A 23,612-nucleotide genomic window follows, 5' to 3' on the forward strand; every position below is an offset into this window, starting at 1 on the left:
CATGAAACATCTGAAGCCGCTGAACAACAAGGCACTGATTCTGGAACAGGCCGCTGCCGAAGACCGTCTCGAGGAAGTGGTGGCAATGAGCAGCGTGGCCGGGTGCACCGCCACCACCGACCCGGGCTGGGAGGTGGACGTGTTCGGGGGGGTGGCGTCGCTGTGCCAGCCGATGGAGGCCGACCTCTATGGCTGCTCCGACCCGTGCTGGTGGCCGGCCCAGGTGCCGGACATGATGAGCACCTTCCCCGACTGGAACAAGGACGCGCAAAGCTCCGACGAGGGCTGGCGCAACCTCACCACCGTGTTCCCGAACGACAAGTGACCTGACGACAAGAATAAAAAAGGATACCGCTATGAAGCTTCAGTTCATCGGCCGCATGGCCGCGACGAGCTTGGGTCTGTTTGCCATCTGCACCGCTGCCGGTGTCGGCCTGGCCTTCGCCGCCAGCGACGTACCCGCCAACGCGTCGGGGCCTGCGCTCAAGCCGGGCAAGGAATACCTGCTGGCCACCAACTACCCCAACAACCTGCACCTGATCGACGTGGCCAGCGACACGCTGTACAAGACCTGCCAGATGCCCGACGCCTTCGGCCCGGGCGCTGCGCAGGTGGCGCCGGACAAGAAGGTCGCCTACGTGCTCAACAACCACTACGGCGATATCTACGGCATCGAGCTGGACACCTGCAAGACGGTGTTCCATGCGCGCCTGGCGTTCAAGCCGGGCGAGCAGGCCAAGTCGATGCTGTCGCTCGCCGTCAGCCCGGACGGCAAGGAACTGTACAGCGTGGCCAACCCCACGCAGATTCTCAACGACCACTATGCGGTGCAGGCGCCGCGCCTGCAGGTGTACGCCACCGACGCCGGGTTGAACGCCCAGCCGCTGCGCACCTTCGAGGTACCGAGGCAGATCTCGATCATGCAGGCCGCAGACGACGGCAGCCTGTACATGGCCGGGCGCGACATCTACAAGCTGGACGTGAAGACCGGGCAGTACAGCGTGGCCTTGCCCACCGGCAGCTGGAAGCGCCCGCTGTACAGCCCGCCGGACCTGCTCTACATCTGGTCCCACCAGACCGCCCGACGTGATTTCTCGTTGCTCTACACCGCCGCCAAGTACAAGGACGAGAAACAGGACGCGGACACCGCCGACTTCGTCTACGGCTACGTCAGCGTCGACCTGACCACCGGCAAGACCCAGGTTCAGGACTTTGCCCCGGTCACCGAGGTGTACTTCACCGGCATGCGCTCGCCCAAGGACCCCAACCAGATGTTCGGCGTGCTCAACCGCCTGGCCAAGTACGACATCAAGCAGCAGAAGCTGATCAAGGCCGCGAACCTGGCGCATTCGTACTACTGCATCAGCTTCGACAAGGCCGGCAGCAAGCTGTACCTGACCGGCACCTTCAACGACGTGGCGGTGTACGACCCGGACAGCCTGGAGCTGGTGGCGAACATCAAGCTGCCAGGCGGCGACATGGCCACCGGTACCGCACAGGTATTCACCCGCTGACTCAACGCAGGCGGGCAACCGCCTGCGCCGGCCCATAACAATCACAAGGGGCAACCATGAATCAACCGAGCTATACCCAGGGGCGTCAGGACAAGAACCTGCTCGCCATGACCATCGGTGCGGCGTTCGACGCCACCGCGGCCAGGTTCGCCGCGCGTGAAGCGCTGGTGGTGCGCCACCAGGGCCTGCGCTACAGCTGGCAGCAACTGGCCGAGGAGGTCGAGCGCCACGCCCGGGGCCTGCTGGCCCTGGGGCTGCAGCGCGGCGATCGCCTGGGCATCTGGGCGCCCAACTGCGCGCAGTGGTGCATCACCCAGTTCGCCAGCGCCAAGGTCGGCGTGATCCTGGTCAACATCAACCCGGCCTATCGCAGCAGCGAGCTGGAATACGCGCTCAAGCAGTCCGGCTGCAACTGGGTGATCTGCGCCGACGCGTTCAAGACCAGCGACTACCACGCGATGCTCCTCGGCCTGGTGCCGGAGCTGGCCAGCGTCGCCCCCGGCAGCCTGAACTGCCAGCGCCTGCCGGCCCTGCGCGGCGTGGTGAGCCTGGCCGAGCAACCACCCCCAGGCTTTCTGCCCTGGGCGGGCCTGCAAGGGATGGCCGAGGCGGTGACCGTGCAGGCCCTGGCCGAGCGCCAGGCCGGCCTGCACTGGCACGACCCGATCAATATCCAGTACACCTCCGGCACCACGGGTTTCCCCAAGGGGGCGACCCTCAGCCACCACAACATCCTCAACAACGGCTACATGGTGGGCGAGAGCCTGGGCCTGACCGAGCACGACCGGCTGGTGATCCCGGTGCCGCTGTACCACTGCTTCGGCATGGTCATGGGCAACCTGGGCTGCCTGACCCATGGCTCGACCATGATCTACCCCGGGGATGCCTTCGACCCGCTGAGCACCCTGCGCGCCGTTGCCGAGGAGCGTGCCACCGTGCTCTACGGTGTGCCGACCATGTTCATCGCCGAACTGGACCACCCGCAGCGGCATGAATTCGACCTGTCGAGCCTGCGCACCGGGATCATGGCCGGCGCTACCTGCCCGATCGAGGTGATGCGCCGGGTGATCGACGAGATGCACATGAGCGAGGTGCAGATCGCCTATGGCATGACCGAGACCAGCCCGGTGTCGCTGCAGACCGCTGCCGAGGACGAGCTGGAGCTGCGCGTCACCTCCGTGGGGCGTACCCAGCCGTGCCTGGAGAGCAAGCTGGTGGACAGCGACGGGCTCACGGTACCCCGCGGGCAGATCGGCGAGCTGTGCACCCGTGGCTACAGTGTCATGCTCGGCTACTGGGAAAACCCCGAGGCCACCACCGCGAGCATCGACCACGAGGGCTGGATGCACACCGGCGACCTGGCGGTGATGGACGAGCAGGGCTATGTGCGCATCGTCGGGCGCAGCAAGGACATGATCATTCGCGGGGGCGAGAACATCTACCCGCGGGAGCTGGAGGAGTTCTTCTTCACCCACCCGGCCATCGCCGACGTACAGGTGATCGGCATTCCGTGCAGCCGTTATGGCGAGGAGATCGTGGCCTGGGTCAAGTTCCACCCCGGACACAGTGCCAGCGAAGACGAACTGCGCGAATGGGCCAGGGCGCAGATCGCCCACTTCAAGGTGCCGCGGCACTTTCGCCTGGTGGACGAGTTCCCCATGACGGTCACCGGCAAGGTGCAGAAGTTTCGCATGCGCGAGATCAGCATCGAGGAACTGACCCTGGCCAGGCAAGGCCGGCTGGCGGCCAGGGGGTAGGCCTGCGCCGCCGGGTGCGGGCGGTCATGCAGGGCGCATGACCGCCCCGGGCGGCACTCAATGCGTGCCGCGCGGCACGGTCTTGAGCAGGTCTTCGGGGCTGATATGGCCCACGATGTGCTTCACGCTGCCCGGTTGCGGCAGGTCGAGGATGTGCCCCTTCATCTTGCCGATCACGTGCATCTCGCACGGCTTGCAGTCGAACTTCAGGGTCAGTACCTCGTCACCGTGAATCAGCTGCATGGGTGCAACCTTGGTGCGCACGCCGGTGACGCCCTTGGCCTGTTTGGGGCACAGGTTGAACGAGAAGCGCAGGCAGTGCTTGGTGATCATCACCGGCACTTCGCCGGGCTCTTCGTGGGCCTCGTAGGCCGCATCGATCAGCTTGACCCCGTGGCGGTGGTAGAAGTCGCGGGCCTTCTGGTTGTACACGTTGGCCAGGAACGACAGGTGCGACTCGGGGTATACCGGCGCCGGCACCGTCTCGGCCTTGCGGCTGCCGCGCGGGTGCGCGGCAACGCGGGCGGCGGTGAGGCTCTCGATCACGTCGCGGCGCAGCGCCTTGAGCTGGGAGTTGGGAATGAAATACGCCTGCGGCGCATCCAGGCGAATGCCGGTGGCGTGGTACTGGGTGGTGCCCAGCTGGCCGAGCAGGTCGTGCAGTTGCTCCAGCGCCTGCTCCGGCTTGTTGGCCGGGCCGAACGGGCCGGGCAGGGTGGCACTGGCGCTGATGCCTTCCTCGCTGGTGGCGGTCAGCTCAAGGCCGTGTTCACGCAACTGCGCGACCCAGCCCAGGCCGATACGGCGTTCGGCCGACGTCTTCTGCAGCGCCTGCTGCCAGTTGTGGTCCAGGTTGCGGCTCAGCGGATGGTTGGGGCGCAGCTGGTGCAGGCCCTTGGGCATCTCGTTGGGCTCTACGCGGTAGCGGTAGCGCTTTTCGCCGTCTTCGTCGAACTCGCCCTTGGCCTCGGCGATGTTGGCACGAAAGCCGACCACCTCACGCTTGACCAGCACGTTGAGGCCGTCGCCGTTGGACAGCGGTGCATGGGTGACCACCTGCAGGTCGCGCTTGCCGACCTTTTCCACCACACCCACCGGCAGGCCGGTGAAGGTGGGCGAATCGAACGCGCCGATGTCGATCTTGCGCTCGCTCACGAAGTAGTCGGTGCTGCCGCGGTGGAAGGTCTTGTCCGGGTCGGGCACGAAGAAGTGCGCGGTATGGCCGCTGGAGGCGCGGGCCAGGTCGGTGCGGTCTTCGAGCACTTCGTCCAGGCGCTGGCGGTAGTAGGCGGTGATGTTCTTCACGTAGCCCATGTCCTTGTAGCGGCCCTCGATCTTGAACGAACGCACGCCAGCCTCTACCAGGGCGCGGATGTTGGCGCTCTGGTTGTTGTCCTTCATCGACAGCAGGTGCTTCTCGTAGGCGATCACGCCGCCTTTTTCGTCCTTGAGGGTGTAGGGCAGGCGACAGGCCTGGGAACAGTCGCCACGGTTGGCGCTGCGTCCGGTCTGGGCGTGAGAGATGTTGCACTGCCCGGAGAACGCCACGCACAGCGCGCCATGAATGAAGAACTCGATGGCCGCGTCGGTTTCGTCGGCGATGGCGCGGATTTCCTGCAGGTTCAGCTCGCGGGCCAGCACCAGCTGCGAGAAGCCGGCCTGGTCGAGGAATTTGGCCCGTGCCAGGGTGCGGATGTCGGTCTGGGTGCTGGCGTGCAGCTCGATGGGCGGAATGTCCAGCTCCATCACCCCCAGGTCCTGCACGATCAGCGCGTCGACGCCGGCGTCGTACAGCTGGTGGATCAGCTTGCGCGCCGGCTCCAGCTCGTTGTCGTGCAGGATGGTGTTGATGGTGGTGAACACCCGCGCGTGGTAGCGGTGAGCAAACTCCACCAGCCCGGCGATATCGCTCACCTCGTTGCAGGCATTGTGGCGGGCACCGAAGCTCGGGCCACCCAGGTACACCGCATCGGCGCCATGCAGGATCGCCTCGCGGGCAATCGCCACGTCGCGGGCGGGGCTGAGCAATTCCAGGTGATGCTTGGGTAGGGACATGTCTTTTTAGTCTGGCTGGTCACGGTAGCCGCGCATTGTAGCCGCGCAACGCGCTGTCGGCACCTTTGCCGACAGGCGTCATGCAGATTGACCAGCCCCCTTCGCCGGTGAGGCCGGCAAAGGGGCGCCAGGGCAGGGGTCAGAAGCGCCCGTCCAGGCCGATGCGGAACATCTCGTTGCGCTCGTCGGTGGCCAGCGCGGTCTTGTACGAGAAGCCCAGGCGCCAGCTCTGGCTGAGGCTGAAGTCCAGGCCCAGGTCCAGGTCGACGAAGTTGCTGTCCATCGGGTCGGGTGACAGGCGATACAGCACGCCGTCGTTGGTCTGGTCGGTGTAGCGCATGCGGTAGTCGTCGCTGTGGCTGAAGTTGTGACCCCACGCCAGCCCGACCCGCGGCGTGAGCACGCCGGCGCCGGTCTGGATGTCGTAGCCGCTGCGCACGCCCAGGAACGAGGTGAAGGTCCGCTGGCGCTGTTGTTCGTACGACAGCCCGTAGATACCGCCGCCCCGTTCGCTGAAGTCGTCCAGCTTGGTGAAGCTGGCGTTCAGCCGTGTGTACGGCGCCAGCGACAGGGCGCCTTCGCGGTACTCGTAGCTGGCGGTCAGCGAGGCGAACAGCTGGTCGGCGTCGCGCGAGCCATGGGCATAGCCGTTGGACGGGTCGGCAGTGACGTAGCGGCGCGAGTCGAAGCGGATGCGGTTGTAGCCCAGCAGTGCATCGATGTAGATCTCCGACAGCGGGTTGACGCTCAGGTACGCCGCCAGGCCCAGGGCGTCGGCCTCGCTGCGGGTGTCCTGCTCGCCGATGTCGGCGCGGTCGTTGCCGTAGCCAAAACCGATGCCCACCACGGCCCTTGGCGACAGGCGATAGTCGACGCCGGCGCTCAGTCCGTATGTGACGAAGCTGTTGTCCTTGGCGCCGCGTGCGCGGTTGGAACCGGTGTTGATGAAGCCATCGGTCCAGTAGGCCACGGCCTCTTCGACGCACTCGCCGGAGGTGGCGCGGGCGGTGTCGCGCTGTTTGCGACGGGTGTCGTCCGCGTCCTCGTCGTCATTGCCCTTGCCGTTGCCTTCGAGCTCGTCGCGCAGCGCCTTGCCCAGGCTGCCCAGGCCGAGGTTGTCGCGGCCATGTTGAACGTTGGCGTTGAACGAGTTGCGGTCACAGGTAGGGCGGTGCAGTTGCTCCAGGCGCCGGTTGAAGTTGTCCATCTGGGTGCTGGCAAAACGATCCGCTGCGCGCGATTGCGCGTTGAGCAGGCCGATCACTTCGGCGTCCTTGCTGGGGTCGGGACGTGCCTGCACGCTGAAGGTCACGGTGCCGGTCGCGCTGGCACCGCTGGTGCTCTCCAGGCTGAAGGTGACCACTGCTGTGCCGGCAAAGGCAGCGGCAGGCACGAAGCGCAGGTTGAAACCGGACAGGGCGGCACGCGCTGCTCGCGCAGGGGCCATCGATGTCAGGCTGGCATGCCCGGCTGACGCTGGGCTCAACGACAGCACGCGGGCGCGCAGGAACGGCCCTCCGGTGGCCCCACGGGTAAGGTCGACGCTGGCGACAGCACCGGGGCTGAGCGCCTCGCTGGATGACACCACGGTGACCACCTGGGCGGCGATCGCCAGGGTAATGCTGCGGCTGCCGGTGGCGCCGTTGGCATCGGTGGCGGTAACGGTCAGCGTGGCGTTGGCGGCCTCGGTCGGCGTGCCGCTGATCACCCCGGTCGCCGGGTCGAGCTGCAGGCCATTGGGCAGGCTGCCGGCGCCGATGGCGTAGCTGTACGGCGCCATCCCGCCGCTGGCACCCAGGCCGAAGCTGTAGGCGCTGCCCACGGTGCCTGGCGGCAGTGGGCCGGAGGCCGGGCTCATTACCAGCGTCGGTGGGGTGATGGTGAGGCTCACCGTGGCGGCTGCCGAGGTGCCGCCCGGGCCGGTGGCGGTGTAGGTGAAGCTGTCAATGCCCGAGTAACCGGCAGTCGGGGTGTAGCTGATGCGGGTGCCACTGACCTGCGCAGTACCGTGCTGTGGGTTGCTGGCCACGGCCACGCTTGTGACCGGGGCACTGCCCAGGCTCAGGGTCAGCGGGTTGTTGCGGCTGTTGGCGGCCACACTGGCCGACACGTTGCCGACCACGGGCGCCTGTGCCACGACTGTCAGGCTCAGCGTACGGCTGCCGGTGGCACCGTTGGCATCGGTGGCGGTAACGGTCAGCGTGGCGTTGGCGGCCTCGGTCGGCGTGCCGCTGATCACCCCGGTCGAGGTGTTGAGTGTCAACCCATTGGGCAGACTGCCGCCGATGGCATAGCTGTACGGCGCCATCCCGCCGCTGGCACCCAGGCCGAAGCTGTAGGCGGTGCCCACGGTGCCTGGCGGCAGCGAGCCTGACGCTGGGCTTAGCACCAGGGTTGGCGGGGTAACGGTAACGTTCACCGTGGCAGGTGCCGAGGTGCCGCCCGGGCCGGTGGCGGTGTAGGTGAAGCTGTCAATGCCCGAGTAACCGGCAGTCGGGGTGTAGGTGATGCTGGTGCCACTGACCTGCGCAGTACCGTGCTGTGGGTTGCTGGCCACGGCCACGCTGGTGACCGGGGCACTGCCCAGGTTCAGGGTCAGCGGGTTGTTGCTGGTGTTGGCGGCCACACTGGCCGACACGTTGCCGACCACGGGCGCCTGCGCCACGACTGTCAGGCTCAGCGCCTGGCTTGCCTGGAAACTCTGGCTGTCAGTCACCCTGACGGTGAAGCTGGTGGTGCCGGGTGCGGTTGGCGTACCGGCCAGGCTGCCGGTCGGGGCCAGGGTCATGCCGGACGGCAGGGCGCCCGAAACGATGGTGTAGCTGTACGGCGCGGTTCCGCCACTGGCACTGATACTGGCCGTGTAGGGCACGTTCTGGGTGGCGTTGGCCAGTGTGGTCGTGCCGATAACCACGGTGGGTGGCGTGATGGCGAGGTTGACGGTTGCAGGCGCCGAAGTCCCCCCCGGGCCGGTGGCGGTATAGGTAAAGCTGTCGACGCCGGCATAGCCTGGGGTCGGGATATAGGTGAAACCCGTGGCCCCGGTGATGTTGACGGTGCCATGTGCAGGGGGTGTCACCACGGCCAGGCTGGTGGTCGGCCCCCCGCTGAGGCTTGCGCTGATCGTGCTGGCGCCGCTGTTGGCTGCGAGGGTTTGGTTGATATTGGCTGCTACCGGCGCTTGCTGGCCAACCACGAAGGAATAGGGACGCACTCCGGTGAATCTGTTGGTATCACTGGCCCGCACCCCGAAAGTGAACGTACCGGCGGTGGTTGGTGTGCCACTCAGGGTGCCTGTGCTGGTAAGGCTCATTCCTGCAGGCAGCGCGCCGAAGGCGATACCGTACTCGAAGGGTGCAACCCCACCGCTGGCGCTGATCGACGTGCTGTACCCCGTGCCCACCGTAGCCGCGGGCAAGGTAATCGGCGTGATGTCTATGAAGGGCGTGGCAATGGTGAGGGTATAGGACTGACTGACGCTGGTGAGGTTGCTGGAGCTGTCGACCGCAGTGACGCTGAAGGTGTAAGTACCGGGGCTGGAGGGGCTTCCGGTCAGGGTACCGGTACTGGAAAGGGCGATTCCGGTCGGTAGGCTGCCACCGTTGATGCTGAAGGTGTAGGGCGCGACACCCCCACTGACGGTGAGCTGTTGGCTGTAGCTGCTGCTGTAAATGGGGGCTGGCAATGTCGCCGGGGTGATGGCCATGCTGCCGGCAACGATGGTCAGTGTATAGCTGCGCGTGCCGGTGTAGCTGAACGCGTCGGTGGCCCTGGCCGTGAAGCTGAAGTTGCCGCTGCTGGTCGGCGTGCCGCTGAGCGTGCCGTTGGATGCCAGGGTCAGGCCGCTGGGCAAGGCTCCAGATGCAAGCGAAAAGGCGTAGGGCGCGTTACCCCCGCTGGCAGCCAGCGAGGTGGTGCTGTAGGCGATACCGGCAGTACCCGCAGGCAGTGATGCAGGGGCGATGCTGATGGTCGGGGAACCGACGGTAACGGTCACGGTCGCCGGGGCAGAGGTGCCTGCACTGTTGGTGGCGGTATAGGTGAAGCTGTCCGTGCCTGCATAACCGACCGTGGGTGTGTAGGTGACGCTGGTGCCGCTGGCCGTTACTGTGCCGTGGCTTGCTGAGGTACTGATGGCCACGCTGCTGGCGACGCCCCCCGAGAGGCTGAGTGTGACAGGGTTCGCGCTGCTGTTGTGGCCGACAGAGGCGCTGACCGGGCCGGCAACCGGCGGTGCAATGTAGGTGAAGGCATTGGTCAACGACGCCGAGCCGGCGGCAGTGGTGACACTCACGTTGACCACGCCGGCGTTGCCGGCCGGGATTGTGGCGGTGATCTGGGTGGGGCTGTTGATGGTCCAGCCGGTTGCCGATACCCCACCAAAGGTGACGCTGCTGGCGCCGGTCAGGCCGGTGCCCGTGAGGGTCACGCTGGTGCCACCGCCGATGGGGCCTGAGTTGGGGGTGACGGTGTTCAGGGTCGGCACGGCGAGGTAGGTATAGGCATTGACCGAAGTGGCACTGCCCCCCGGCGTGGTGGCCACGACATTGACGGGCCCGGCGGCATGCGCGGGCGCAATGGCGGTGATCGATGTCGAACTGTTGACGGTGAAGCTGCTTGCCGGTGTGCCGCCAAAGGTGAGGCTGGTGGTGCCGGTCAGGCCTGTGCCTGAGATAAACACTTGATTGCCGCCGGTGGTGGCGCCGGAATTGGGCGTAGCGATGGTCAGGGTCGGTACGGCGAGGTAGGTGAAACCATTGGTCAGCGTGCTCGTACCGCTTGCCGTTGTGACCGTCACGTTGACCGGGCCTGCCGTGTGGGCGGGGACGGTGGCGGTTATCGAGGTCGGGGAAACGACGATGATGTTGGTAGCGGGCACACCAGCGAATGTCACGTCGGTGACGCCGACAAAATTGGTGCCGGTCAGGGTCACAGAGGTGCCGCCGATGGCGGGGCCGCTGCCGGGCGATACGGCGGTCAGGGTCAGGGGCGGTGTTGCGCCTGTGACCTTGAGGGTGTAACGGGCCTTGCCCACGACGTCGTTGCTGTCAAGGGCCGAAATCCAGAAATCGTAGTTGCCGATGGCTGTGGGGGTGCCATGCAGGGTGGTGGTCGCACTTCCAGGCGACGTTTCCAGAACCAGACCGGGCGGCAGGCAGTTGGTCGGCATGCTGGTGTCATCCTGGTCACATTCGTACCACTCGAAGATCGGCATGGCGCCGCCGGTGGCGGTGATAGTGACAGGTTGCATCGATGTGTTGACCGCCACATCCCGCAGGGCGGTGCCACTGGCGGGGTCAAGGGTCGGGGCGGCACTGGCCTGGCCGCACAGCAGCAGCGAGACGAGCATCAGGCCCAGCAATGCAATGCTGCGGGCCATGCGGTGACGAAGGTCAATCAGGGATCTGTTCATGGGGCTTCCTGCCAGGTAGCGGTATTACTCGCTTGCGGCGCGGGTCAAGAGTCATCGGAACAACCCGTATGCCGTGACTGGCAGTGCGGGTTTTGCAGCGTTGAGGTAACGGCGGCGGCGTGGTCAGGGTTCCATGGGGGCACCCTCGGCACAGGTCTGCGTCAGTGGCCGTTGCATCTGCAGGTACAAGCCCTGCTCGCCAACTACCTCGAAGCCCAGGCGCGCATACAGCCGGCGCGCCGGGTTGAACGGCTCCACACTCAGGGCACAGCGCGTGTGCTGGCCGTCGGCCAGCGCGAGCACCGCAGCCAGCAGGGTGCTGCCCAGCCCCTTGCCCTGCCAGGCAGGCAGCAAGGCGATATCGACCACCCGCACTTCGCTGGCGTCCACCTGCAGGCACAACCTGCCGATCGGTTGCCCCTGGTGCTCCAGCAACAGGAATTCGGCCGAGCGATAGTGCAGGGCGTAGTGGCGTTGCTGCAGCTCGGCTTGGGCGTGCAGAAACGCGACCCGCTGCGCGTCGGTCCACCCTAGTGCGGCACGCACCTCTTCCCAGCGGCGCGTCACGAACAGCGCCCGCAGAAACCCGTCATCCGCCTCGGCCTGCAGGCGCAGGCCGGGAACGAACGACGATGGCAACAGGCGGGCCAGGCGCTCGAGGCTAGTCATTGCGGATCGGGTACTCCCCTTCGACGCAGATGCAGTACGCCAGCGCCAGGTAGGGTTGCATCAGGTTGCGCTCGATGTTGCCGTTGCCAGTGCCGGCGTCAGTCATGCTGCCTTCGGCCAGCGTCTGCGTGGTGCCCACAGTGTTGTACAGGTTGATGTTGCGTGGCTGGGCCAGGTAAGTGGTGGTGCTCGGGATGTCGACCCTCTGGTCCGGCTCGGTACCATCGCGCGCGGTGAACCCATGGTTGTGTGGCGGGTAGTTCAAGGAATTGAGCGCTACCTTGTCGGCGCCAGCGGTACTGGCGAAGGCTGCGTTTGGCAACCCGGTACCCTGGCCGGCTCCCATCACCACACGACCATTGAGATTGGGCAGCATGAATGTGGTCTTGCCATCGCCGCCGAATCGGTTGCCGATCACCGAAAACAGCACGCTGTACTGCTGGATCAACAACGAACGCCCGTCGCAGGGAAGAAAATTCTGCGGCACGAAACTGTAGGGCAGAAGCCTGATTTCACCATAGAAAGCGTCCATGGAATGCTCTTTCCTTGATTCAGAGAGGGGTGGGCTTACTGCTGCGACGGGTAGATCCCGGCCAGCGCGATGATGTAGTTGAGCGCCATGCTGCCCATCAGGTTGGCATGTGGTTGCCCGCCGCCTGGCGCCACCGACACTGCCGCGGAGTTCAGTGTGACGTTGGGGTTGGTGCCGCCGTTGCTGTACAGCCCCTTGGTCGAGCTTTGCGCGGTGAAGACCCCGAGCGTGCGCGAGGCCGGTGCCTGGGTGTCGACCGGCGAGGCGGCATCGGCCAACTGCGTGCTGGCGTAAAAGGTATGCGAGTGAGCGGGCATGTGTTGCACGCCAATGGTGGTCTGTGCACTGCCCATTGCCTGGCCCAGGTTGCGCTGCGTGAGGCCGGGGCCTGCGCCGGCGCCTACCGGCACCCGGCCGCGCAGGTCGGGCAGGGCGAAGGTGTTGACCCCATCACCGCCATAGGTGGTGCCCAACAGCGTGAACAACACCTGGTTCTGCTGGATCGACAACAGCTGGCCATTGCACAGTGCCCAGTCCTGTGGCTCGTAGTTGCCTGCGAACAGACGGATTTCCCCGATAAAGGCTTCAGACATGGTTCATTCCTTGATGTGAAGGAGCGTGTTCACGGGCGCGGTGGGTAAACGCCAACACTGGCGATGCAGTACTGCAGCACCAGCGAAGGCTGCATGTTGTCCAGGGGCTGTTGGGGTGGCGTGGGCTGAATCGTTGCCGGGTTGAGCGCTTGCTGCTTGCTACTGTCGAACTTGACGTAGGTGCTGCGCGAAGCGACCGGTGGGGTTGCCAGGTTGGCACTGGTGGCCGGGAACGCACCGGCCGGCCCGCTGTTGCCCAGGGCATCGGATACATAGACCTCATGGGTATGCTGGGCGAGTGCGGCGGCGGGCAGTGTTTCTTTCTCGGTGCCGGCTGACTGGCCCTGGGTATGATTGCTCAGGCCGGGGTCAGGGGTGCCGGTGCTGTTCCGGGCCAGCGCGGTGCGCCCGCGCAGGTCAGGCAGGGCAAACAGGTTGTTGCCGGAGCTGCCGAACTGGGTGCCGAGCAAGGAAAACAGTGCAGCGTTGGTTTGGGTGGATAACAGGCGTCCGTCGCACGGCAGCCAACCCTTGGGCACGAAGTTGTACGGGAACAGGCGGATTTCACCCACGAAAGGTTCCATATGAACAAACCTCCATCATGTTTCTCAGGCACCAAAAAAAACCCACTTGCAGGCAAGTGAGTGACAATCACGGCAGAGCTGACTAGCTAGGTAAGGCGGTTATCGATCACGGCTTGTGGCCGTTCCAGCTTCCATCTGCGCTTCTTCATGAGCGTTCCTTCCATGGTTGCGATAACAGGCAGAGGGTCCGGCGAAGCGGCCCTCGGGAGGTGGGTTGATGCTAGGCGAGGTAGTGACGCATTGCCATCACTGAAAATGGGTATTTCGACGATTTTTTTCAAACGATTGTTTGACGCGGGGCGGCTGTCGGTAATCTGGCGCCAGACACATGTCGCGCCCGGCATTCATGGGCACCTGGCCGTGCCCTGTAGCCAGTGGCTGCGTGCTGTGGAAAGATCCGGGTTCTTTTCCGTGCCGCACTGACGAGCAAGCCATGATCGATTTCCACAATGTCACCGCCTACCAGCAGCACAACCGTGTGCTGGACGGTTTCTCCCTGCACATCGGTGCCGGCGAGAAGGTCGCCATCCTGGGCCCCAACGGGGCCGGCAAAAGCACCCTGCTCAAGCTGATCACCCGCGAGCTGTACCCGGTGGAGCGCGAAGGCAGCCACCTGAAGCTGTTCGGCAGCGACACCGTCAACCTGTGGGCACTGCGCAGTCGCCTGGGGTTCGTGTCCCAGGACCTGCAGGAAGACTACACCCCGCACACCCAGGCGCTGGATGTGGTGGCGTCGGGCTTTTTCGGCGCCATCGGTGCCCATGGCCATCTGCAGCCCGATGACGAGCAACTGGCGCAGGCGCGTGCGCTGCTGGCCGAGGTGGAAATGGCCGGGTACGAAAGCACCATGTTCCAGCGCCTGTCCACCGGGCAGAAGCGCCGCCTGCTGCTGGCCCGCGCGCTGGTTCACCGGCCCAGTGCGCTGATTCTCGACGAGCCGGCCAACGGCCTGGACATGGGGGCGAGCCTGGGCATGCTGAGGTTGCTGCGCAGCTTCTGCGCCGAGGAGCACGCCATGATCATCACCACCCACCATATCGACGAGATCATCCCGGAGATCGAGCGTGTGGTACTGCTTAGCCAGGGGCGCATCGTGGCCGACGGGCCCAAGGCCGAGGTGCTGACCAGCGCGGCACTGTCGCAGCTGTACCAGACGCAGCTGCGCATCAGCGAACAGGATGGCTGGTACCGTTGCTGGCACGCCTGAACCGGCCTGCGTGCGGCCGGCTCGGCGGGGTCAGGGCACAGGGTTGATGAACGGGCCGCCGGTGAACTGCACGAACAGCTGGCGGTACTCTTCGTTTTCCGGGTCGATGATCAGTGCCTGACGCAGGAACTCCAGCCCCTCGCGAGCGTTGTCCAGCTGGCAGCTGAGGGCAAAGGCCAGGTACAGGTGATAGGCGTTGAAGAAGTCGAACGACAGCGCCACCTTCACCAGGTGCAGGGCGCCGGTCAGGTCCTGGGCCCGCAGGCGCGTGCCGATCTCGTGATTCAGCTGGGCGCCATCCTTGATCATCAGGTTCGCCAGGCCGACCTGCTTGCGCAGTACCACCGTATGGCCGTTGCCGACCTTGGAGTCGGTCTGCTCGACGCTTTCGACCAGCCAGTGCCCCAGCCCGACGTTGTTGATCAGGTTGACGGCCCGCAGCATGCTCTGCAGGGAGAACACCAGGTGATGGCCACGCCACAGGTGCGCGTCGATCGTGCTCATGTCGACGCGCTTTTCGTAGGCGTCGATCATCTGTTCCAGGGTGGTCAGCGCGCGGATGCGGTCGGTGGGCTCGGCGTTGCGGTTGGGGAAGATGCAGAAGAACACGCCACCGTCCTTCACCACCCGGGATGACTCCACGTAGGCCGCCAGCAGGTTGGGCACATGCTCGATGACGTGGGAAGTGATCAGGTAGTCGAAGGTCTGGTCGGCAAAGGGGATATCCAGGAAGTCGCCCAGCGCGTCGACCCTGGCGGGCTCGACGTGGTAGTTGGCCTGTTCCTGCTTGTAGTGCGTGTAGTCTTCCAGGTCCTGCGGGTACAGGAATGCCTCGCCATCGCAGGGGGCCAGGTTGATGCAGTCCGGCAGGTAGAACGCATTATGCGCGGCGGCACCGATCTCCAGGCCGCGGCCCTGACAGTATTTGCTGGCCAAGGCCATGCCTTTATGGTTCATCGACGCTTGCTCCCTCTGAAAAAATGCCTTGCGCAGGCTATCGGCAGGGCCGCGCAAGTATTGAGCCGGGTACGCAGCGCTCGCGTTCAAAGACTTCCCGCGCAGCGTGCAATAGAATACCCGGCGGGCGAACCCGGTTGGTTCGTCCAGTGCCGAAGCCTCTTGTGATTCGTGTAGGCATCAGGCTTCTTGCTGAATTGAAAATAGGCCACACATGCCAAGCGTTTCCCCGGAAGTACAAGCCAAAGAATGGCACAGCATGGTTTCCCAGTACCCATGCACGCTGACCCAATCGTTGCAGGGCCTTGTCGAGCGCAACAAGGTCATGCTGGCCGCGCGGTTCTATGAACACATGCTGGCCGACCCCAATGCTTCGCTGATCCTGTCCCACGACGAGGTCAAGAGCCGCCTGGGCAGTTCGATGCAGGCCTGGCTGGTGCGGGTCTATTCGGTGTCGCCCACCGATGACTGCATGCCGCTGGTTGCCCTGCAGAAGCAGGTGGGGGAAGTGCATGCGCGCATCGACGTGCCGCTGCACCTGGTGCTCAGTGGTGCGCGGCACCTGAAGAAGTTGCTGTTCCAGCTGATTCTCGAACAGCAGTGGGCCAGCGAGGCGCAGGCATTGCGCCTGGCCAGCGAAACCATGGACCTGGCCATGGAAATCATGAGCCACGCCTATTCGCGGTCCCATGACCGCAACTCGCGCAACGAGGAAGGCTACCGGCTGTTCTCGGTGCTGCAGAACATCAGCACCGAGCGCGAGCGTCAGCGCGGCGCCTTGCTGGACTGGGAAAACAGCCTGATGTTCGACCTGGCCATGGGCTCCAACGGCGTGAACCTGCCCAGGCTCGCGGCCTCTGATTTCGGCCTGTGGTTCCGTCACAAGGGCGCCTACGCCTTCCAGAACACCAGCGAAAGCGATCAGATCCTGAAGATCATCCGTCACATGGATGACGTGTTGCTGCCCATGTTTCTTGCCTCGATGCACGAGCAGGAGACGCGCATGCGCCTGCTGCGCGACATTCGCGACCAGACCAAGAGCCTGATGTTCAACCTCGACAACCTGTTCAACACTGCCAACGAGCTGGAAAGCGGCCGCGACGTGCTCACACGCATGCTCAACCGCAAGTTCTTGCCGGTGGTGATCGGCAACGAGATCGCCATCGCGCAGAAGACCGGGCAGACGTTTTCGGTGTTCTCGGTGGATATCGACAACTTCAAGTCGATCAACGACAACTTCGGTCACGAAGCCGGCGACGCGATTCTGCAGCAGATCGCCGAGATCCTCAGCAGCCACAGCCGCGCGGGGGACTACGTGTTCCGCATGGGGGGCGAGGAGTTCCTGATGATCCTGGTGGACATCGACAGCGCCAACGCCATGAAGGTGGCGCAGAAGTTGCGGCGCAAGGTCGAAGCGGAAAAGCTGCAACTGACCGAAGGCCGCAGGCACCAGGTCACCGTGAGCATCGGCATGGCCACCTACAACGGCCACCCCGACTACCAGCACCTGCTGCGACAGGCCGACCAGGCCATGTACCAGGCGAAGCAGGGCGGCCGGAACCGGGTGGTGGCGTACGGGGAACTGACCTCGCCGGAGTGACAGACCAAGCCTGATGGAGGCGACGATGCACACGCCAAGGCGCCTCTGGCGCAGCGTTATGTGGTTGACAGTGCTGTGGCTGATGGCCAGTGGCGCGCTCGCCGCCGAGCACGGCCACTGCGGGCGCCAGGCCGGCCCGCAGTGCCTGCACAGCTTCGCGTTGCCGGCAGGTGCAGGCCAGATGCATTACTACGCATCGCGCGTGCCAAGGCCCGGCGACCCCCACGGCCCGCAGACGGCACTGCTGATACTGCACGGGCATCCGCGCGATGTCGGGCGCAGCTTCGAGGCCGGCTTGCAGGCGGCACGTGCTGCGGGCCGGTTGCCGCGTACCCTGGTGGTGGCGCCGCTGTATCAGGTGGCGCCGGCGCAGGCCGGGCGTTGCAGCATGCCGGACACGCCCGGCGCTCAACCGGGCGACGCGCTGTGGAGCTGTGCCGGCTGGCTGGCGGGGGCTCCCTCGCTGGGCGCCCATCCGCTTGGCGCCTTTGCGGCACTGGACGCCTTGCTGGGCGAACTGGCCCGGCAGTGGCCGAGCCTGCGCAGTGTGACCCTGGTGGGGTTTTCGGCCGGTGCGCAGATGCTCCAGCACAGCATCGGTTTTGCCGCCGACCCGCCGGCGGGTGTGGCGCTGCGCTATGTGATCGCCGACCCGGGCAGCTGGCTGTACTTCGACCCGGTTCGCCCCGTGCCCCTGCGGGGCGAGCGAACGGTACCGTGGGAGGCCTGTGGTACGGGGGGCTGCACCTGGCGCTTCGACGTGCCGGCGACGTCTCCGGCCTGTGCCTATGACCACTGGAAGTACGGCACCCAGTCGCTGCCTGGCTATCTGCCGCGTACCGGCGCACAGGCCCGCGCACACTATGCGGCGGCCCAGGTCGATTACCTGGAAGGTGCCCTCGACAGCAGTGCCGACAAGGGCACGTTCTATCCGATTCTCGACAAATCCTGCGCGGCCATGTTGCAGGGGCCTTTCCGATTGCAGCGAGGGCTGGCGTATGCCGCCTATGAACAGGCCGTGCTCAAGCCGCGCACGCCCAGGCGCATGGTCATCGTGCCAGGTTGCGCGCATGACGTGGCCTGTGTACTGGGCGCCGATGCAGCGCGGCCCGTGCTGTTCGCGCCGCCGCCCTGAGCGTGCCGCAGCGCCACGGCAGGTCAGGAAAATAATTCAGGACCAGCCCATTTTTTTTCGCTTGTGCCAGCCCCTTCGTGCCCTAAGACTCGAGCAGGGCGACGACCGCCTGTTCCCGCGTCAGTACCGGGCTTGCGGGTTCGGGGGCGTGCGCCAACAGAATAAAAATCACAAAGTTGGAGGTGCTCGTGAGTGACTACGCTGCTGTGCCAGATGAAAGCGGCCATATCGATGTACCGGGTGGGAAGGTCTGGTACCGGCTCAACCGCTCGGCCAACAGCGGTGCCGTGCCGCTGATCGTGCTGCATGGCGGCCCCGGCAACTCCCATGACTACCTGCTGCCGCTGCTCGAACTGGTGCCTGACCGCAGCGTGGTGCTGTACGACCAGCTCGATTGCGGACGCTCGCAGCGGGTGGGCGACACACGCAACTGGACGCTGGAGCGTTTTACCGACGAGATTGATGCCGTTCGCGAGCACCTGGGCCTGGGCCAGGTGCATCTGTTTGCCAGCTCGTGGGGCTGCAGCATCGCCATCAACTATGCGGCCCGGCAGCCGGCCGGGCTGTGCTCGCTGGCGCTGTCGGGGCCGTTGGTCGATGCCAAGCGCTGGATGGCGGACTGCGAGCGATTGAAGGCGCAGTTGCCCGACCACCTGCAGGCGGTGATGCGCCGGTGCGAGGCGCAGCGCGACTTCACCAGCCCCGAGTACCTGGAGGCGGTCAACGCGTTCTATGTGCGTCACCTGTGCCGCGTGCAGCCCTGGCCGCAGATCGTGGTCGACACGATGGACAATTGCGCGACCGAACTGTACGGCTACATGTGGGGCCCCACCGAGTTCTTCGGCACCGGCACACTGGCGGACCTGGACCTGACCCCGAAGCTGGCGTCGATCGAGGTGCCCACGCTGTTCATGTGCGGGGCCCACGACGAAGGCACCCCCGAATCGGGCCGGGCCTTCGCGGCGATGGTCAGGGGCGCCGAGTTCTGCTGCATACCCGAGGCCTCCCACATGCCGCATATCGAAAACCCCGAACCCTTCTTCAGGCACCTGCGCGCCTTCATTGCCAAGGCGACCCCGCGCACCTGAATGCCGTCGGGTCGATGCACAGCCAGGGCGGCACCGCTGGGGATCATTCCGCCGACGACTGATTGCATGCGCAATGGTCGCTTGTTCGCCTGGTGGCCCACTTTGATACTTGCCCCTTGCAGGAAGCAGCCCCGGTACAGCGCACGCAGCCCCGCGCGCGCTGTACCGACCCTTGAAGTCATGGATAAAACTATAAAAAACAAGTCGACCCAGGCCCCTGGCGAAGCAGGGGGTTGCGCCTCGACGATCTATTGCTTCGGAGATTGCCCATGTCGATTGCCAATGCGTCAGACACCCCCAGTACACAAGACCCGGAGCAGGCAGGGCTCAAACGGGTACTGAGCTTTTCCGATGTGCTCGCCTACGGCCTGCTGTATTTCGTGCCCATCGCCCCGGTCAGCGTGTTCGGGCTTATCTACAACACCTCCGCCGGCATGGTGGCGCTGGTGTACCTGGTGGCCGCCGTCGCGATGATCTTCAGCGCCATCAGCTACAGCCAGATGGCCAGGAAGATCCCCCTGGCCGGCTCGGTCTATTCCTATGTCACCCACGGCACCAACAGCAGCCTGGGCTTCGTGGCCGGCTGGGCGATTCTGCTCGATTACCTGCTGCTGCCGGCACTGCTGGCGGTGCTGGGGGCGGCGGCGCTGTCGGCGCAGTTCCCGCAGGTGCCGACCACGGTGTGGCTGGTCACCTTCGTAGCGGTGCCCACGGCGGTCAACCTGATGGGCATCGAGATGAATGCCAGGTTGAGCAAGGTGCTGCTGCTGATCCAGCTGGTGGTGCTGTTTCTGTTCGCCGCCTTTGCCACCTCTCGCATCATCGAACTCAAGCCGACCCTGGAGCACTTCATCGCGCCATTCTACAACCGCTCCGACTTCTCCATGGCCATGGTGTTCGCCGCCGTACCGATTGCAGCCCTCAGCTACATCGGATTCGACGCGGTGTCGACCCTGAACGAAGAGGCCAAGGGGGGCGGGGAGACGGTCTCCAGGGCCACGATGATGCTGCTGGTGCTGGTCACGGTGCTGTTCGTGGGGCAGGTGTACCTGGCGGCAGTGTTCGTGCCGCTGGGCACGGTGTACCAGGGCGCCGCTGCAGACACCGCGTTCTATACCCTCAGTGCCGAGATCGTCGGGGCCTGGTTTCTGCCGGTGATCACCCTGACCAGCGGCATCATCGCGCTGATGGCCAACACCCTGGTGTCCCAGGCGACCACGGCGCGGGTGCTGTTCAGCATGTCGCGGGACAAGCGCCTGCCCGCGTACCTGAGCCGCATCAGTGCCCGCACCAACGTGCCTGCCAACGCCATCGTCACGGTTGCGCTGGTTTCGTTCGTGGTGGCGTTCGCCGGGGCCGGCTACCTGGATGTGATGGTGACCCTGGTCACGTTCGGCGCGCTGACCGCCTACATCCTGTTGCACGTGTCGGTGATGATCTACTTCAGGAAGATCGGCCAGGCGCAGCTGTTCAGCCATGGGGTGTCCCCGGTGCTGGGCGTGCTGCTGTTGAGCTATGCGCTGTGGAGCACCAACGTGCACGCCAAGGTGCTGGGCGCCGCCTGGATGCTCGGCGGCCTGCTGATTGCCTGGGTGATGCGCCGGCGGGGGGCGCCCTCGCTGACCTGGACGGACTGACTGCACGCTGCTGCCCATGCATCGCCTGGAACAATGCCCGCTCATGCGGGCATTTTTTATTGAAAATAAATTCAGTAACGGTCTTGATCGTTATTGAAGATATTTTCAGTATCGCCTAGGATTGCCCCAGCCTGACAAGAACAAGACGGGGTATTGCAGTGACACGACTCAAAGACAGGGCCTATTGGCTCGACAAGGCAGCAACGTTGCCGCTGGAGGGCAGGGCATTCATCGACGGGCGCTATGTGGACGCGCAAGACGGGGCGACCTTCTGCACCCGCAGCCCGGTTGACGACGCCGTGCTCGCGGCGGTGGCCCAGTGCGCGAAGGCCGATGTGGACCTGGCCGTGGCTGCTGCGCGGCGCAGCTTCGAGGCCGGCGTGTGGAGCGAGCTGGCGGCCCGCGAGCGCAAGGCGGTGCTGCTGAGGTGGGCCGCACTGCTCGAGGCGCATACCGACGAGCTGGCGCTGCTGGAGACCCTGGACAGCGGCAAGCCGATTGCCGATACCATCGGTGCCGACCTGCCGGGCACGATCTACTGCCTGCGCTGGTTTGCCGAACTGATCGACAAGGTGCACGGCGAGGTGCCGGCCACCGACCCGCAATTCTTCGGCACCGTGACCCAGCAGCCGCTGGGCGTGGTGGCGGCGGTGGTGCCCTGGAACTACCCGCTGCTGATGGCCGCCTGGAAGTTCGCCCCGGCCCTGGCAGCCGGCAACAGCGTGCTGCTCAAGCCGTCGGAGAAAACCCCGTTGAGCGCCTTGCGCATCGCCGCCCTGGCGATGGAAGCGGGTGTGCCGGCGGGGGTATTCAACGTGCTCCCCGGTGATGGCGCGGTGGGACGCGAGCTGAGCCTGCATGGCGACGTCGACTGTATCGCCTTCACCGGCTCCGGCGCGGTGGGGCGGCAGATCGCGCAGAACGCCGCCGCCTCCAATCTCAAGCGTGTATGGCTGGAGCTGGGCGGCAAGTCGGCCAACATCGTCATGGCCGATTGCGCGGATCTCACCCAGGCCGCGCAGTCGGCAGCGGCGGCGATCTTCGCCAACATGGGCCAGGTGTGCAGCGCCGGGTCGCGTCTGCTGGTGCAGCGCTCGGTGATCGAGCCGCTGTTGCGCGAACTGCTCGTGGCCACCGACAGCTACTACCCGGGGCACCCCCTGGACCCGGCCAGCGTCACGGGTGCGATCATCGACGCGGTGCAGTTCGAGCGCGTCCAGCGCTACATCGAAACAGGCCGGCACGAGGCGCAGTTGCTCAAGGGCGGCCAGGCGCTCTCGCCGGTGGGGGCAGGCGCCTACCTGGAGCCGACGATCTTCCTTGCCCCGGACGCAACGGCGCGTATCGCCAACGAGGAAATCTTCGGCCCGGTGCTGGTGGTGATTCCCTTCGACACCCTCGATGAGGCCATCGCCATCGCCAACCAGACCGAGTTCGGCCTGGCGGCGGCGGTGTGGTCATCCGACCTTGGGACCATTCACCGCGCCACCCGCCAGCTCAGGGCCGGCACGGTGTGGGTCAACTGCTATGACGAACTGGTGGACATGAACTTCCCGTTTGGCGGGTTCAAGGAGTCCGGCAATGGCCGGGACAATTCGGCCCATGCGCTGGGCAAGTACACCGAATTGAAATCCACCATCCTGCGCTGCCGTTGAGGTCAACCCCATGCAAAACACGCTTTCAGCCTTGAACCCGCAACAATGGACCGTGCCACTGCCCATCGAGTACGGCCCGGGTGCGCGTCATCACCTGGCCAGGCTGTGCCGGGACTTCAACATCAGCCGACCGATCATCATCACCGACCAGGGCTCGCTGCGCCTGCCCTTCGTGGATGAACTGCAGCGCAGCCTGACCGAGGCGGGGCTTGCCTGCGGCCTGTACGGCGGCATCGAGCCCAACCCCACCGACCAGTCGGTACTGGCCGGTGCCGCAGCCTATCGGGCCTGGGGCGCCGACGGCATCATCGCGCTGGGGGGCGGCAGTGGCCTGGACGGCGGCAAGGCGGTGGCCCTGGTCGCCCGTCAGCAGCGCAGCGAGCTGTGGGCCTTCGACTTCGACAAGCCGGTGCCGGCAGGTTTCAGTGCGGCGGACTTTGCGCCGGTGATCGCGATTCCCACCACCGCCGGCACCGGCGCCGAAACCGAGAGCACCGCGATGCTCACCGACACCGGGCGCGGCATCAAGGGCTGCGTGTGGCACCCACGGGCGCGCCCGGCGGCGGTGATCCTGGACCCGGAGCTGACCCAGAGCCTGCCGGCCAACCTGACCGCATGGACCGGGTGCGATGCGATCATCCATGCCCTGGAAGCCTACTTCGTGCCCAGCTTTAACCCGCTCAGCGATGGCGCCGCGTTGCAGGCATTGACGCTGCTGTGGGGCTCGATCGACACCGCCGTCGAACGCGGTCACGACCTGGAGGCGCGGGGCAACATGCTGATCGGCTCGTGCCTGGCCGGCGTGGCGTTTCTCAAGGGCCTGGGGCTGGTGCACGCACTGAGCCATATGGTGGGCGCCACCTACAACACCCACCATGGGTTGACCAACGCGGTCATCCTGCCGGTGGTGCTGCGCTACAACCAGGCGCAGATCACCCCGCGCCTGATGCCGGTGGCGCAGGCCCTGGGCTTGCCGGACGCCGAGTTCGAGACCTTCTACAACGCCGTGTGCGCCTTGCTCGACCGCCTGGAGATTCCCAGGTCGCTGGCCGAGCTCGGGGTCCGCCAGGCCGATGTCGGCGCCGTGGCACGCAAGGCCATGGGCGACCCGGCGCGGCTGACCAACCCGCGCGACAGCACCCAGGCGCAACTGGAGGCGCTGTTGACCCAGGCGATCAACCACGCCCGCGATTGATGAACTCGCTGTTTTCCGCTT

17 protein-coding genes are annotated in these 23,612 nt (G+C 65.4%); 10 read left to right on the plus strand and 7 right to left on the minus strand.

Annotated features, from left to right (window positions below):
• Position 1: 1 nt before the first annotated feature.
• Genes qhpC through NJH59_RS08715 form a run of 3 tightly spaced genes read left to right on the plus strand, consistent with a single transcriptional unit; the run spans position 2 to position 3,271 of the window.
• Positions 2–325 carry a quinohemoprotein amine dehydrogenase subunit gamma gene (gene qhpC / locus NJH59_RS08705; protein WP_054914481.1) on the plus strand — a complete coding sequence of 108 codons (324 nt, stop codon included), beginning with the start codon at positions 2–4 and terminating at the stop codon, positions 323–325.
• A 31-nt stretch (positions 326–356) separates the two neighbouring features.
• Complete coding sequence (gene peaD, locus NJH59_RS08710; protein WP_082405698.1) at positions 357–1,514, plus strand: quinohemoprotein amine dehydrogenase subunit beta; 1,158 nt, start codon at positions 357–359, stop codon at positions 1,512–1,514.
• A 56-nt stretch (positions 1,515–1,570) separates the two neighbouring features.
• Positions 1,571–3,271, plus strand: coding sequence for an AMP-binding protein (locus NJH59_RS08715; protein ID WP_253086655.1), 1,701 nt, complete (start codon positions 1,571–1,573; stop codon positions 3,269–3,271).
• Positions 3,272–3,328: 57 nt separating this feature from the next.
• Here NJH59_RS08715 and NJH59_RS08720 read toward each other — a convergent pair whose 3' ends face one another.
• From NJH59_RS08720 to NJH59_RS08745, 6 genes are all read right to left on the minus strand, one after another.
• Positions 3,329–5,326 (minus strand): U32 family peptidase, encoded by a 1,998-nt coding sequence (locus NJH59_RS08720; RefSeq protein WP_253086656.1) that lies wholly within the window; start codon positions 5,324–5,326, stop codon positions 3,329–3,331.
• A 139-nt stretch (positions 5,327–5,465) separates the two neighbouring features.
• A complete protein-coding gene (locus NJH59_RS08725) occupies positions 5,466–10,739 on the minus strand; it encodes a putative Ig domain-containing protein (protein ID WP_253086657.1) in 5,274 nt (1,757 codons plus the stop codon).
• Positions 10,740–10,862: 123 nt separating this feature from the next.
• A complete protein-coding gene (locus NJH59_RS08730; protein ID WP_253086658.1) occupies positions 10,863–11,408 on the minus strand; it encodes a GNAT family N-acetyltransferase in 546 nt (181 codons plus the stop codon).
• A complete protein-coding gene (locus NJH59_RS08735) occupies positions 11,401–11,940 on the minus strand; it encodes a phage tail protein (RefSeq protein WP_043861237.1) in 540 nt (179 codons plus the stop codon). Before NJH59_RS08735 ends, NJH59_RS08730 begins: the two co-directional genes overlap by 8 nt.
• 35 nt (positions 11,941–11,975) lie before the next feature.
• Positions 11,976–12,533 (minus strand): phage tail protein, encoded by a 558-nt coding sequence (locus tag NJH59_RS08740; protein ID WP_058540206.1) that lies wholly within the window; start codon positions 12,531–12,533, stop codon positions 11,976–11,978.
• A gap of 29 nt (positions 12,534–12,562) precedes the next feature.
• Entirely contained in the window at positions 12,563–13,117 is a 555-nt protein-coding gene (locus tag NJH59_RS08745) for a phage tail protein (protein ID WP_054914486.1), read from the minus strand.
• 433 nt (positions 13,118–13,550) lie between these two features.
• Between NJH59_RS08745 and NJH59_RS08750 the strand changes: the two genes are divergently transcribed.
• Entirely contained in the window at positions 13,551–14,324 is a 774-nt protein-coding gene (locus NJH59_RS08750) for an ABC transporter ATP-binding protein (RefSeq protein WP_043861240.1), read from the plus strand.
• A 30-nt stretch (positions 14,325–14,354) separates the two neighbouring features.
• Here NJH59_RS08750 and NJH59_RS08755 read toward each other — a convergent pair whose 3' ends face one another.
• On the minus strand, positions 14,355–15,281 hold the full coding sequence (locus NJH59_RS08755) for a bifunctional 2-polyprenyl-6-hydroxyphenol methylase/3-demethylubiquinol 3-O-methyltransferase UbiG (RefSeq protein ID WP_229590118.1): 927 nt from the start codon (positions 15,279–15,281) through the stop codon (positions 14,355–14,357).
• A gap of 259 nt (positions 15,282–15,540) precedes the next feature.
• Here NJH59_RS08755 and NJH59_RS08760 point away from each other — a divergent pair, with 259 nt between their 5' ends.
• The 6 genes from NJH59_RS08760 (at position 15,541) to NJH59_RS08785 (ending at position 23,591) form a co-directional block, all read left to right on the plus strand.
• Positions 15,541–16,881, plus strand: coding sequence for a diguanylate cyclase (locus NJH59_RS08760; RefSeq protein WP_173925049.1), 1,341 nt, complete (start codon positions 15,541–15,543; stop codon positions 16,879–16,881).
• Positions 16,882–16,939: 58 nt separating this feature from the next.
• On the plus strand, positions 16,940–18,016 hold the full coding sequence (locus NJH59_RS08765; protein ID WP_253086659.1) for a hypothetical protein: 1,077 nt from the start codon (positions 16,940–16,942) through the stop codon (positions 18,014–18,016).
• Positions 18,017–18,204: 188 nt separating this feature from the next.
• Positions 18,205–19,104: a proline iminopeptidase-family hydrolase gene (locus NJH59_RS08770; RefSeq protein WP_054914489.1), complete on the plus strand. Its 900-nt coding sequence runs from the start codon at positions 18,205–18,207 to the stop codon at positions 19,102–19,104.
• 269 nt (positions 19,105–19,373) lie between these two features.
• A complete protein-coding gene (locus tag NJH59_RS08775; protein WP_043861243.1) occupies positions 19,374–20,741 on the plus strand; it encodes an APC family permease in 1,368 nt (455 codons plus the stop codon).
• A gap of 158 nt (positions 20,742–20,899) precedes the next feature.
• Positions 20,900–22,396 (plus strand): aldehyde dehydrogenase family protein, encoded by a 1,497-nt coding sequence (locus NJH59_RS08780; RefSeq protein WP_236176252.1) that lies wholly within the window; start codon positions 20,900–20,902, stop codon positions 22,394–22,396.
• A gap of 10 nt (positions 22,397–22,406) precedes the next feature.
• Complete coding sequence (locus tag NJH59_RS08785) at positions 22,407–23,591, plus strand: iron-containing alcohol dehydrogenase (RefSeq protein ID WP_054914492.1); 1,185 nt, start codon at positions 22,407–22,409, stop codon at positions 23,589–23,591.
• The last annotated feature ends 21 nt before the right edge of the window (positions 23,592–23,612 follow it).

Origin of the sequence: Pseudomonas sp. VE 267-6A, assembly GCF_024126555.1 — a bacterium.
GTDB lineage: Bacteria > Pseudomonadota > Gammaproteobacteria > Pseudomonadales > Pseudomonadaceae > Aquipseudomonas > Aquipseudomonas palmensis.